This is a genomic window from Streptomyces sp. YIM S03343 (assembly GCF_054729195.1).
In genome coordinates this window covers 1,395,277-1,407,737 of record NZ_JBPUKX010000001.1, presented here as the reverse complement: position 1 = coordinate 1,407,737, position 12,461 = coordinate 1,395,277, and the positions used below count along the sequence as shown (strand labels likewise).

Sequence of the window (12,461 nt, the reverse complement as noted above, 5' to 3'; positions counted from 1 at the left end):
TCTCCGGGAGTCAAGGGGCCCATGGGCCTTGAGGCGACCCCGCTCGGAGGGGATATTGTTCAGTACACCGACTAAATCCGGTGCCGACGACGACGGGAGCGCGCATGGCCGCCGTGGACCTCGCCACCCACCCCGGGCATCTGGCCCGGCGGCTCCAGCAGGCGCACTATCTGCTGTGGAACGTGATGGTCTCCGAGGAGATCACCTCACCGCAGTTCGCGGTCCTGAACGCGCTCGTCGGTGAGCCGGGCCTGGACCAGCGCACCGTGGGGGAGCGGGTGGGGCTCGACCGGTCCACCATCGCCGAGGTGATCAGCCGGCTCAGCCGCCGCGGGCTGCTCGACAAGGTGCGCGATCCGCAGGACGGCCGCCGTTCCCTGCTGCGGCTGACCGAGGACGGCACCCGCGCCCACCGCAGACTGGCGGTCCGGACGGCCCGGATGAACCAGGTGTTCCTCGCCCCCCTGTCGGCCGAGGAGCAGGTGGTCTTCCTCGACCTCATCCGGCGGGTCTCGGACGCGGCCGAGGGGCTGCGCCACCCGGCGGAACCCCTGGCCACGCACCACTGATCGGCCGACCCGCCGACCCGCCGATCCGCCGATCCGCCGATCCGCCGATCCGCCGATCCGCGTATCAGCCGCCCCGGCCCCGGGCGGTGCCCGCTCACCCCGCCTTGACGAACACCACCCACACCTGGCCCTCGGCGAAATCCAGGGGAGCGCCGTCCACGCCGGTGAACTCCGTGCCGTCGCTCGCCCGGGCGCGCTGCCAGTGGGCGTCGTAGGACCGCCCGTCGCGCAGGACTTCGGCCCGCCCCGAGCCGACCGTCTCGGTGTACGGCGTGTTGTTGCCGAGTACGTCGTGGTACGCCGACGCGCGCACCGTCACGTGCTGCACGACGACCGTCGCCGGAGCCACCCGTTCGCCGTCCGTCGTGACGGTCGGCGTGCCGTCCATCGAGACCAGCCAGCGTGCCCGGCTCGAGGACCAGGTGAAGGTGAAACGGGCCGCCGGATAACGCACGGTGCGCGAGGTCTCCGGGGTGCCGCCCGCAGGGGCCGTGCCGAAGCGGAAACCGGTCGTGAGGGCCGCCGCACCCGGCGCCGACGGCATCAGCTTGTCCGGGTGCAGATAGAGATTGTGCGGGGCGGCCCGGTCCGCGCCGCGGTAGTAGGCGCCGGATGCCGCTCCCTCCGCGGGCTCTGCCTCCAACGGGGCCTTGTCGATCAGCGGCAGCAGCTTGCGCTGCGCGCCGGAGAAGGCGAGCGTCGGCCGGGTGAACTGACCCAGCAGCTCCAGATCGGACTCACGGGCGCTGCGCACCGGTCCGACGGACTTGGGGAACCTGGTGGCGTACACCGCCATCAGGCGGCTCAGTCCGCCCTCGACCTGCTCGGCGTAGACCACGTCGGCGGTGTCGAGTCCGGTCTGCGGGCGGGCAGCCGATGCGTTGTCGATCTTCACGGCGAGGACCGGGCCGCCGGCCCGCGACCGGCTCGGGCTCGCGCTCGGCTCATGGCTGCGTCCGTCGTCCTTCGTGCCGTTCGTCCCGCTCGTGCAGCCGGTCGCCAGTGACAGTGCCGCCGTGGCGGCCAGTAACGCCGCCGCCGTCGCGACGCGTCTCATACGTGCCCTCGGACCACTTATGCCCACCAGTGCCCCCCGTGTTCTTGGATTGTGTGCTCTCCGGCTCACAGCTGGCCATACCCGATCTTTTCTGATCGCGCACGTGGAGTGAGCCGACCGGCCTACAACGGTGACGTCCCGTCGGGCGGGCTCCCCGCGGACCGGCTGCCGGGAGCCCCCGCGGACAGTCCGCCGACGCGGTCAGTCCCCCGTCTGTCCTCCGAAGACCTCCGCCAGGTCGTAGCGCACCGGCTCCTCCAACTGGCCGTAGGTGCAGCTCTCCGGGGTGCGGTCGGGGCGCCAGCGGCGGAAGCGGGCCGTGTGGCGGAAGCGGGCCCTGTTCTCCATATGGTCGTACGCCACCTCGGCGACCCGCTCCGGCCTCAGCGGCACCCAGGACAGGTCCTTCTTGCCCGACCAGCGGCTCGGCGCGCCGGGCAGTCGTGCCGACTCATGGGCCGCCTCGTCCGACCAGGCGGCCCACGGGTGCCCCTCGGCGTCGGCCATGCGCAGCGGCTCCAGTTCGTCGATCAGTTCCGCGCGCTGCTTCATCGGGAAGGCGGCCGACACCCCTACGTGCTGGAGGCGGCCCCCGGCGTCGTACAGACCGAGCAGCAGCGAGCCGACGACGGGCCCGGACTTGTGGAGGCGGTAGCCCGCGACGACCACATCGGCGGTCCGCTCGTGCTTGACCTTGAACATCACGCGTTCGTCCTGCCGGTAGCGCAGATCGAGCGGCTTGGCCACCACCCCGTCGAGCCCGGCGCCCTCGTACTGCTCGAACCACCCTTGCGCCACCTCGACATCGGTCGTCGCGGGCGCCAGATGCACCGGCGGGGTCACCCCCGTCAGCGCCGCGGCCAGCAGCGCGCGGCGGTCGGTGAGCGGGACGTCGAGCAGCGATTCGTCGTCCAGGGCCAGCAGATCGAAGGCCACGAACGACGCCGGGGTCCGCTCGGCCAGGGTGCGCACTCGGGAGTCCGCCGGGTGGATGCGCTCGGTCAGCGCGTCGAAGTCCAGCCGCCCGCCCCGGGCGATCACGATCTCGCCGTCCAGCACACAACGCACCGGCACCCGCTCCGTCAGCGCCCTGACCAGTTCGGGAAAATACCTGGTCAGCGGCTTGCCGGTGCGGCTTCCCAGCTCGACCTCGGGCCCGTCACGGAACACGATCGCCCGGAAACCGTCCCACTTCGCCTCGTATTGCATGCCCGGCGGGATCCTCGCCACCGACTTGGCGAGCATCGGCTTGACCGGAGGCATCACCGGCAGGTCCATGCCTTCGATTCTGCGCGCGTGATCCGCGGCCCGCCTTCCCGCGGGAGGCCCACTCGTACGACCGCCATCCGCCGTGCGAGGCCCGGACCGTCCGCCGTGCGAGGCGAGGACCGTCCGCCATGCCGGGCCCGGACTCCGCCATGCCGGGCCCGGACTCCGCCGTGCGGGGCCCGGACCGCGCGCCTACCGTGGCCCCATGGCCATGGGCGAAGCGGTGGAACTGACGGCGGGCGGCCGGACCGTACGGCTCTCCAGCCCGGACAAGGTCTTCTTTCCGGAGCCCGGTTTCACCAAGCTGGATGTCGCCCGCTACTACCAGACGGTCGGCCCCGGCATCCTGCGCGCCCTGCGCGACCGCCCGACCACCCTCCAGCGCTACCCGGACGGCGTCGGGGGCGAGTCGTTCTTCCAGAAACGCGCGCCCAAGAACATGCCCGACTGGATCCCGACCGCCCACATCACCTTCCCCAGCGGCCGCAGCGCCGACGAGATGTGCCCCACCGAGGAGGCGGCCGTGCTGTGGGCCGCCCAGTTCGGCACGCTCACCTTCCATCCCTGGCCGGTGCGCCGCGCCGATGTCGAACACCCCGACGAGCTCCGTCTCGACCTCGACCCGCAGCCCGGAACCGACTACACCGACGCCATCCGCGCCGCCCATGAACTGCGCGCCGTCCTCGACGAGTTCGGCGGGCTGCGCGGCTGGCCCAAGACCTCCGGCGGCCGGGGACTGCATGTCTTCGTGCCCATCACACCGCAGTGGACCTTCACCCAGGTCAGACGCGCCGCGATCGCCGTCGGGCGGGAACTGGAACGGCGTATGCCGGACCAGGTGACCATGCGGTGGTGGAAGGAGGAACGCGGCCGCCGCATCTTCCTCGACTACAACCAGACCGCCCGGGACCGCACCATCGCCTCCGCCTATTCCGTACGGCCCCACCCGCACGCCCCGGTCTCCGCGCCGCTGCGCTGGGACGAGGTCGACGACGCCCGGCCCCGCGACTTCGACATCGCCACCATGCCCGCCCGCTTCGCCGAACTCGGCGATGTGCACGCCGACATGGACGAGCACGTCTATTCCCTCGACGCCCTCCTCGACCTCGCCCGCCGCGACGAGCACGAACACGGCCTCGGAGATCTGCCGTACCCTCCGGAGTACCCGAAGATGCCCGGCGAACCCAAACGGGTGCAGCCGAGCCGGGCCCGCAAAGACGGAACGGACGACTCCGAAACAGACGGCTCCGGGGCGGACGGCTGACCGCCGCCTCCCGACAACCGGCCACGACCGGGACACGCAGAGTGTGGAGAGCGCTCTCAATTCGCCCGGTCCGGGACTATTCTGATCGGCAACCGCCCAGGAGGAGTCCCGAAGTGACCGAGACAGCGTCCCGTCCCACGCTGGAGGCCGTGGCAGCGCGGGCCGGGGTGTCCAGGGCAACCGTGTCGCGCGTCGTCAACGGCGGCGACGGGGTCCGGGAACCCCTTGTCGAACGGGTTCGGCGAGCCGTCGAGGAACTCGGCTACGTCCCCAACCAGGCCGCCCGCAGCCTGGTCACCAAGCGGCACGACGCGGTCGCCGTCGTCATAGCGGAACCCGAGACCCGTGTCTTCGCCGACCCTTTCTTCGCCCTCCAACTGCGGGGCATCAGCAAGGAACTGACCGCGCACGACTCCCAGCTCGTACTGCTGCTCACCGAGGGCCGCGCCGACCACGCACGCGTCGGCCGCTATCTCGCCGGCGGCCATGTGGACGGCGCGCTGGTCTTCTCGCTGCACCTCGACGACCCGCTGCCCGGGCTGATCCGCAGGGCCGGGGTGCCGGTCGTGTTCGGCGGCCGGCCGGGCTGGAGCGAGGGGGTCCTGCCCGACGGTCCCGGCTCGGCCCGGGCGGAGGGGCTGCCCGGTTCCGCTCCCACCGTGTATGTCGACAGCGACAACCGGGGCGGCGCCCGTACCGCCGTACGGCATCTCAGCGGCCTCGGCCGCACCCGGATCGCGCACATCACCGGTGCCCTGGACCAGACGTCCGCCGTGGACCGGCTCGACGGGTTCCGCGATGTCATGCCCGACGCCGATCCCCTGCTGATCGCGGAGGGCGACTTCACCCCGGCCGGCGGCGAGCGCGCCATGCGTGAACTCCTGGACCGCCGCCCCGACATCGACGCCGTGTTCGCCGCCAGCGACCTGACCGCCTCGGGCGCCCTGCGGGTGCTGCGTGAGCGCGGGCGGCGGGTGCCGGAGGACGTCGCGGTGATCGGGTTCGACGACATGCTGCCCGTCGCCGAGCAGACCGACCCGCCGCTGACGACGATCCGTCAGGACATCGAGGAGATGGGCGGTCTGATGGCCCGTCTTCTGTTGCGCAGTCTCGACCGCCGCCCCGGGGCGGGCGGCGCGACGGCCACGTCGACCAGCGTCGTCACCCCGACGACCCTGGTCCGGCGTGCCTCCGCCTGACACCTTTGCCCGAGTCCGACCATTCCGCCCGAGTCCGGTCCTGTCTGCCTGAGTCCGGCCCGTCTGCCCGGGGCCGGCCGTCTGTCCGGGGTTCCCGGAGCCTCCCGGTGCCTCAGCTCTGCGGCATTTCGCTCTTGATGACCGCGAAGCGCGCCCCGTACGGGTCCGTGAGGCGAGCGATACGGCCCACGCCCTCCATGCTGGTGGCCGGCATGGTCACCTTGCCGCCCAGCTCCTGCGCCTTGGCGACCGCGGCGTCCGCGTCGGCGACCTCGAAGTACGGCAGCCAGTGCGGGCCCGACCCGGTCGGGTCCATCTCGGTCGGGACGATGCCGCCGAACATGGCGTCCTCACCGCCCTCGGCGGGGTTGATGCAGGTGTACTCGCCGCCGGGGAAGGACACGGCAGACGTCTCCAGACCGAGCGTCGCGTTGTAGAAGGCTGCCGCCGCCGCGATGTCCGGGGTGTAGAGCTCCACCCAGCACAGGGAGTTGGTGTCGCCCGCCACCTCCACACCCTTGGTGAGACCCGGCTGCCAGATGCCGAACGCGGCGCCCGCCGGGTCGGCGAAGACCGCCATGTGACCCTGGCCCATCACATCCATGGGCTGGAACAGCACCGTGCCGTGGGCCCCGTCGACGGCCTTCGCGGTGGCCTGCGCGTCCCCGCTCTGGAAGTACACGGTCCAGGTCGGCGGGGCCTGGCCCGGCTCCACAGGCATACCGCCGGCCACCGTCTTCCCGTCCAGCTGGAAGAAGCCGTAACCGCCGGCGTCCGGGCCGGCCGACTGGAACCGCCAGCCGAACAGACCGCTGTAGAAGGCGACGGCGCCGTCGATGTCGGGTGAGCCGATGTCGACCCAGTTGGGAGCGCCGTTGACGAAATGTGTGGTGAGCATTTTCGCCCTCCTTCGAGGGGTCTCGTCCCATTCACTGCCGAGTCTTGCATCCGCCACTGACAATCGCGCCCGGAGCATGGACGCACCGGGAACGCTCGCCCGCGCTCACCGTGGGTCACGCTGTGAATTCGCCGGGTTTTCGTTTTCGGCGGCACGCCCGCGCGCCGCCGTGCGCTGCGCACCATGGCGGGGGCACCATGCGGTGGCCGGACGGCCCTCGGCCGACGTCGTTGATCCGGCGTTGATCGGACGTTTTTCCGCGTCCGGCACGATCCTGGGCATGCACATACAGACGATCACTTCGCCCGACCTGGACTGGCAGCAGGAGGCGTTGTGCGCGCAGACCGGGGGAGACTTCTTCTTCCCCGAGCCCGGCAGCTCCGTACGGGAGGCCAAGCGCATCTGCGGCCTGTGCCCGATCCGCACTGCCTGCCTCGAGTACGCCCTCAGCAACGACGAGCGGTTCGGTGTCTGGGGCGGGCTGTCCGAGAAGGAGCGCCTCCAGATCCGGCGCCGCCGCGAGCCGCTGCGCAACTGCTCCTGAGAGCAGCTCAAGACCTGCGGCGGACACATCGACCGGGCGTACCGGCGAGCGGTACACACCAGCGGGGAGCGAGGGGTGGACACAACGGCGGGGCGTACCGGCGCACCGGTACGCCCCGCCGCCGGACTGTCAGGCCGCGGCCCGGGCCGCCATCCGCGCCTTGCGCGCCGCCAGCTTCTCGTCGAACTTCACGGCCTCCGCGTCCAGCCCGCCCATGAACATCCCGAGTTCCTCCTGCGCCTGCCGCCCCTCGGGGCCGAGGCCGTCGATCTCCATGACCTTCAGGAAGCGCAGCACAGGCTGCAGCACGTCGTCGTGGTGGATGCGCAGGTTGTAGACCTCGCCGATGGCCATCTGCGCGGCGGCCCGCTCGAATCCGGGGATGCCGTGGCCGGGCATACGGAAGTTCACCACGACGTCCCGCACCGCCTGCATCGTCAGATCGGGGGCGAGTTCGAAGGCCGCCTTCAGGAGGTTGCGGTAGAAGACCATGTGCAGGTTCTCGTCGGTCGCGATACGGGCCAGCATGCGGTCGCACACCGGGTCGCCGGACTGGTGGCCGGTGTTGCGGTGCGAGACACGGGTGGCCAGCTCCTGGAAGGCGACATAGGCGACGGAGTGCAGCATCGAGTGCCGGTTGTCCGACTCGAAGCCCTCGCTCATGTGCGCCATACGGAACTGCTCCAGCCGGTCGGGGTCCACCGCGCGCGAGGTGAGCAGATAGTCGCGCATCACGATGCCGTGCCGGCCCTCCTCCGCCGTCCAGCGGTGCACCCAGGTGCCCCAGGCGCCGTCGCGGCCGAACAGGGTGGCGATCTCATGGTGGTAGCTCGGCAGGTTGTCCTCGGTCAGGAGGTTGACGACCAGGGCGGTCCGGCCGACCTCGGTGACCTTGGACTGGCCCTTCTCCCAGGCCTCGCCGTCCTCGAAGAAGCCGGGGAAATTGCGGCCGTCGCTCCAGGGCACGTACTCGTGCGGCATCCAGTCCTTCGCCGCCTTCAGATGCCGGTCGAGCTCTGTCGCGACGACCTCCTCCAGCGCGTACAGCAGCCGGGTGTCGGTCCAGACGGTGGACGGGCTGCCGAGGGAGGAGGAGGCGATCGACACAGGAACTCCAGTAGGACGTAACGCGGGCAGGAAGGTGTCCGGCGAGCGGGAAGCCGGAACCTACGGTTCCGTAGGCTACGATACCGTAGGCTACGAAGCCGTAGGTTACGGACCCGTAGGTTAAGGGCGCTGTAAAGAGCCCCCGGGCACACCGAAAGGCCCCGGAAACCCCAGGTCCCGGAGCCCTTCACCGCGACTCGCCGACCGCGTCAGCCGCGCACGACAGTTCGGCCGAACGGGTTACGCCGGCCGAGCAGGACCGGTCAGTCGTACGGGTCCTGTCAGTCGTACAGCTCCCGCAGGCGCACCGAAAGACACGTCACGCAGCCTTCCAGCTTCTCGAACTCGCCGATGTCCACCAGGACCGGCTCGTGCCCGAGGTCGGCGAGCAGTTCGGCGGTCTGCGGCGCGCTCGCCGCCATCAGCAGCTTGTCGCCGCCGAGGAGCACGACGTGCGCGCCGGACTCCTCCGGCACCGCCAGGAAGCGCGGGAACAGCGACGGGCGGTCCACGTTCGGGATGTGCCCGATGACCGTTCCGTCGGGCAGCGCCGTGACCGCCGACTTCAGATGCAGCACCTTGCTCACCGGCACCGCCACCACCCGCGCCCCCAGTGGCTCGAACGCGGCCCGCAACTGCTGTACCCCGGCCGCGTCGGTGCGCCCGCCGCGGCCGACGTAGATGTCGTCGCCGATCTTCAGTACGTCGCCGCCGTCCAGCGTGCCCGGTTCCCAGACCCAGTTCACCGAGCAGCCGAGCCGCGCCACGGCCTCCTCGACCCCGGCCGTCTCCCCTCGCCGGGACTCGGCACCGGGGCGGGTGATCAGGGCGACGTTCTTGTACATGACCACCGTGTCCTCGACGAACACGGAGTCCGGGCAGTCGTCGGCCGGGTCCACCTCGATCGTCTCCCAGCCGTGCGCGACGAGCGCCTGGACATAGGCTTCCCACTGCTCCAGGGCGAGTTCTACGTCGACCTTCTCCCGCTCGATATGCGTGACCAGCCCTTCGGCGAGACGGGGGCTGGGGCGGCGGACGAGGGCCTTCTTGGTGGGCACGACGGATCTCCGAATCGGCGGGGCACTTCCTGGTGTCTTGTAACCGGCACCGGTTCGTCATCATGCGCCACCTCACGGCGCGGACAAAAGCCCCGCTGACACCCTGTGCCCCACCTGAGACTCGCGGCACGCGCGCGCGTGGCCGGTCAGTCCGGTTCCCGGACCGACTCCAGGGTGGTTTCCCGCAGCTCACCGTCCATCAACAACCAGCGTGTGACGCCGATCGACGCCAGGAACGGCAGATCGTGGGAGGCGACGACGAGCGCTCCCTCGTACGACTCCAGAGCCGTCGTGAGTTGTCGCACACTCGCCATGTCGAGGTTGTTGGTCGGCTCGTCCAGCATCAACAGCTGCGGGGCGGGCTCGGCCAGCATCAGCGCGGCCAGCGCAGCCCGGAAGCGCTCGCCGCCCGACAGTGTCGCCGCCTTCTGGTCGGCCCGGGCGCCGCGGAACAGAAAGCGTGCCAGCCGCGCCCGCACCCTGTTGTTCGTGGCGCCCGGCGCGAACCGGGCCACGTTCTCGGCGACCGTCAGATCGCCGTCCAGCACGTCCAGGCGCTGGGGCAGAAAACGCACCGGCACATGCGCGCGCGCCTCGCCCGACACCGGCGCCAGTTCCCCGGCGATGGTGCGCAGCAGCGTCGTTTTCCCCGCGCCGTTACGTCCGACCAGCGCGACACGCTCGGGACCGCGCAGTTCGAGACCGCCCCGCGCGCGTGCGCCGTAGGCCAGTTCGAGGTCCTGGAGGGTGAGCACGGTCCGGCCCGGCGGCACGGCCGTGAACGGCAGGTCGACGCGGATCTCGTCGTCGTCCCGTACGGCCTCCACCGCGTCGTCGAGGCGCTCCCTGGCCTCGGCGAGCCGCTCCTCGTGCAGGATGCGGTGCTTGCCCGCGGACTCCTGCGCCGCGCGCTTGCGCGCACCCATGACGATCTTCGGTTCGCGGCCCTGGTCCCACATCTTCTGCCCGTACCGTCTGCGGCGGGCCAGCTTGACCTGGGCGTCGGCGAGTTCGCGTTTCTGGCGGCGCAGATCGGCCTCGGCGACACGCACCATCCTTTCGGCCGCGTCCTGCTCGACGGCCAGCGCCTCCTCGTACTGGGTGAAGGTGCCGCCGTACCAGGTGATCTCCCCTGCGCGCAGGTCGGCGACCTGGTCGACCAGGTCGAGGAGCTCCCGGTCGTGGCTGACCACCACCAGCACCCCGGACCAGGACGCCACAGCCGCGTACAGACGGCGGCGCGCGTACAGGTCGAGGTTGTTGGTCGGCTCGTCCAGCAGCAGCACGTCCGGCCGGCTCAGCAGCAGCGCGGCGAGCCGCAGCAGCACCGACTCGCCGCCCGAGACCTCGCCGACGGCGCGGTCCAGCCCGATGTGGCCGAGCCCCAGCTCGCCGAGCGTGGCGAGCGCGCGCTCCTCCACGTCCCAGTCGTCGCCGACCGTCTCGAAGTGTGCCGCGCTCGCGTCTCCCGCCTCGATGGCGTGCAGCGCGGCCCGCCGGCCGGCGATACCGAGCGCCTGGTCGACACGCAGGGCGGTGTCCAGGGTGACGTTCTGCGGGAGGTACCCGACCTCGCCGGTGACCCGCACGACGCCGTCGGACGGGACCAGCTCACCGGCGATCAGCTTGAGCAGGGTGGACTTGCCCGACCCGTTGACGCCGACCAGACCGGTCCTGCCGGGACCGAAGGCGACGTCCAGGCCGTCGAAGACGGTGGTGCCGTCGGGCCAGTCGAAGGACAGGGACGCGCAGGTGAGCGTGGGGGAGGAAGAGGAGAAGGAAGATGACATGCGGGCCTCGCGGTCGCTCGATGCGGAAGGGACACACGCGTATCGAGACACCGCGGGGCGAAAGAGATCCTGGGCGGGCGGCGGGGCGGGGCCCGCGCTGCGGAGGACGGCTCGTGCGCCGAGGTCGTACGAACGCCACGCACACACCTCACCGGGTGTGTCGCGGTGTCTCGGGACCTCAGACGAGCAACGTCCTTCTCCAATCGGCGGCAACAGGACCGCCGTACACGCTAGGAGGGCGGTACGGCGGCGTCAACGGAATTACGGCCCGCCGGAAAACGCCGCCCGGGCGCGTGTCAGAAGTCCCGCACCAGCTCCGCCAGCTCCTGGTCCAGGTCGAGGTGGAGATGCTCCAGCCCGACGGCCACAAGCTCGTCGGTGTCCTGGAGGAAGCGGCGTATCTCATCGGTGCGCACATGGACCACGGCGGTGCCCTCGGGCGCGTGGAACTCCAGGACGGTGCGGTCGTAGCCGTACGGCCGCACCCGTACGTCGCCGTAGCCCTCCGGGCCCTCCAGACCGGCGGTGAGCAGTTCCCGGGAGAAGGTCCAGCACACGTCGACCCCCTCCAGGGTCGCCGGGGCCGGGAAGGTCATCCGGACGGCGAACGGATCGCTGCGGTCGTAGTGCAGCGTGGCGGGGATGCTCAGCATCTGCGGTGCGGCGGCGACGAGGCGGGCCTCTACGGGCTGCTCGATGACGGTGGACAACGCCTTGCTCCCTCACGACGCTCGGACGGCTCCGGCCGGTGGCTCGGTGGCCCGGAGACCGGACGGGAATCCGGATACAACAAGAGACGCGGGAACCGGCCGAACAGTGCTCACGAATCAAGTGACCTGTGTCACCGGGCGCCCGGGGTCGTACGCTCGTGTCCGCCATGACGACCGTACGCACACCCGCGGGCTGGCCCGCGACCGAGGAACAGGCCCGCGCAGTCCAGGACGCGCTACGGGCACAGGTGGTTCTCGACGAGGAGGGGCCACCACCCGGATCCGGCCATGTCACCGGCGTCGACGTGGCCTACGACGACGCACGGGACGTCGTCGCGGCGGCGGCCGTCGTCCTCGACGCGGCGACCCTGGACGTCGTCGCCGAGACCACCGCGGTCGGACGGATCTCCTTCCCGTACGTGCCGGGCCTGCTCGCCTTCCGGGAGATCCCCACCGTCCTGGCCGCCCTGGAGGCGCTGCCCGTGCCGCCGGGACTGGTCGTCTGCGACGGCTACGGCCTCGCCCACCCCCGGCGCTTCGGCCTCGCCAGCCACCTCGGCGTCCTCACCGGCCTGCCCACCATCGGCGTCGCCAAGAACCCGTTCGCCTTCGACTACGACGAGCCGGGCACCCGGCGCGGCTCCATGTCACCGCTCAGGGCGGGCGACGAGGAGGTCGGCCGCGCCCTGCGCACCCGGGACGCAGTCAAGCCGGTCTTCGTCTCCGTGGGCCACCGCACCACCCTGCCCAACGCCTGCGCCCACACCCTGACCCTCACCCCGACCTACCGCCTCCCGGAAACAACCCGAAGAGCAGACGCACTGTGCCGCAGGGCACTACGCGAGGCGACGACGTAGCCACAGGGGCACGCGCCCCTTTCCAGGGTGCGAAGCACCCTGGAAAGGGGGCGCGGGGAACTGCGCGACCAAAACAACCCGCACTCCGCGACGGACAGAACCCGGCAGCTACTGCCCGAGAACCGCGACACACGTCAGA

General features: G+C 71.1%; 12 protein-coding genes. 5 read left to right on the top strand and 7 right to left on the bottom strand.

What is annotated here, in order from left to right; translation table 11 throughout:
* The first annotated feature begins 104 nt into the window (after positions 1-104).
* Positions 105-569 (top strand): MarR family winged helix-turn-helix transcriptional regulator, encoded by a 465-nt coding sequence (locus tag ACSYGN_RS06325; protein ID WP_460392694.1) that lies wholly within the window; start codon positions 105-107, stop codon positions 567-569.
* A gap of 94 nt (positions 570-663) precedes the next feature.
* On the opposite strand, the gene ACSYGN_RS06320 is transcribed toward ACSYGN_RS06325, so the two are convergent.
* Positions 664-1,626, bottom strand: a complete 963-nt coding sequence (locus ACSYGN_RS06320; protein ID WP_460392692.1) for a DUF3048 domain-containing protein — start codon at positions 1,624-1,626, stop codon at positions 664-666.
* A gap of 201 nt (positions 1,627-1,827) precedes the next feature.
* Positions 1,828-2,904 (bottom strand): ATP-dependent DNA ligase, encoded by a 1,077-nt coding sequence (locus ACSYGN_RS06315; RefSeq protein ID WP_460392690.1) that lies wholly within the window; start codon positions 2,902-2,904, stop codon positions 1,828-1,830.
* A gap of 202 nt (positions 2,905-3,106) precedes the next feature.
* Here ACSYGN_RS06315 and ligD point away from each other — a divergent pair, with 202 nt between their 5' ends.
* Positions 3,107-4,159 carry a non-homologous end-joining DNA ligase gene (gene ligD, locus ACSYGN_RS06310; protein WP_460403258.1) on the top strand — a complete coding sequence of 351 codons (1,053 nt, stop codon included), beginning with the start codon at positions 3,107-3,109 and terminating at the stop codon, positions 4,157-4,159.
* A 113-nt stretch (positions 4,160-4,272) separates the two neighbouring features.
* The gene (locus ACSYGN_RS06305; protein ID WP_460392688.1) at positions 4,273-5,358 is read left to right on the top strand and encodes a LacI family DNA-binding transcriptional regulator; all 1,086 of its coding nucleotides are present in this window, start codon (positions 4,273-4,275) and stop codon (positions 5,356-5,358) included.
* A 112-nt stretch (positions 5,359-5,470) separates the two neighbouring features.
* Here ACSYGN_RS06305 and ACSYGN_RS06300 read toward each other — a convergent pair whose 3' ends face one another.
* A complete protein-coding gene (locus ACSYGN_RS06300; RefSeq protein WP_460392686.1) occupies positions 5,471-6,256 on the bottom strand; it encodes a VOC family protein in 786 nt (261 codons plus the stop codon).
* 280 nt (positions 6,257-6,536) lie between these two features.
* Between ACSYGN_RS06300 and ACSYGN_RS06295 the strand changes: the two genes are divergently transcribed.
* On the top strand, positions 6,537-6,800 hold the full coding sequence (locus ACSYGN_RS06295) for a WhiB family transcriptional regulator (protein WP_460392684.1): 264 nt from the start codon (positions 6,537-6,539) through the stop codon (positions 6,798-6,800).
* Positions 6,801-6,929: 129 nt separating this feature from the next.
* Here the strand turns inward: ACSYGN_RS06295 and ACSYGN_RS06290 are convergent, their stop codons facing one another.
* From ACSYGN_RS06290 to ssgD, 4 genes are all read right to left on the bottom strand, one after another.
* The gene (locus ACSYGN_RS06290; RefSeq protein ID WP_460392682.1) at positions 6,930-7,907 is read right to left on the bottom strand and encodes an acyl-ACP desaturase; all 978 of its coding nucleotides are present in this window, start codon (positions 7,905-7,907) and stop codon (positions 6,930-6,932) included.
* 281 nt (positions 7,908-8,188) lie between these two features.
* The gene (gene ddaH / locus ACSYGN_RS06285; RefSeq protein ID WP_460392680.1) at positions 8,189-8,965 is read right to left on the bottom strand and encodes a dimethylargininase; all 777 of its coding nucleotides are present in this window, start codon (positions 8,963-8,965) and stop codon (positions 8,189-8,191) included.
* A gap of 146 nt (positions 8,966-9,111) precedes the next feature.
* Positions 9,112-10,755, bottom strand: coding sequence for an ABC-F family ATP-binding cassette domain-containing protein (locus ACSYGN_RS06280; protein WP_460392678.1), 1,644 nt, complete (start codon positions 10,753-10,755; stop codon positions 9,112-9,114).
* Positions 10,756-11,051: 296 nt separating this feature from the next.
* Positions 11,052-11,465 (bottom strand): spore wall synthesis regulator SsgD, encoded by a 414-nt coding sequence (ssgD, locus tag ACSYGN_RS06275; RefSeq protein WP_460392676.1) that lies wholly within the window; start codon positions 11,463-11,465, stop codon positions 11,052-11,054.
* 167 nt (positions 11,466-11,632) lie between these two features.
* On the opposite strand from ssgD, the gene ACSYGN_RS06270 reads away from it, so the two are divergent.
* A complete protein-coding gene (locus tag ACSYGN_RS06270; RefSeq protein WP_460392674.1) occupies positions 11,633-12,322 on the top strand; it encodes an endonuclease V in 690 nt (229 codons plus the stop codon).
* Positions 12,323-12,461 lie beyond the last annotated feature (139 nt).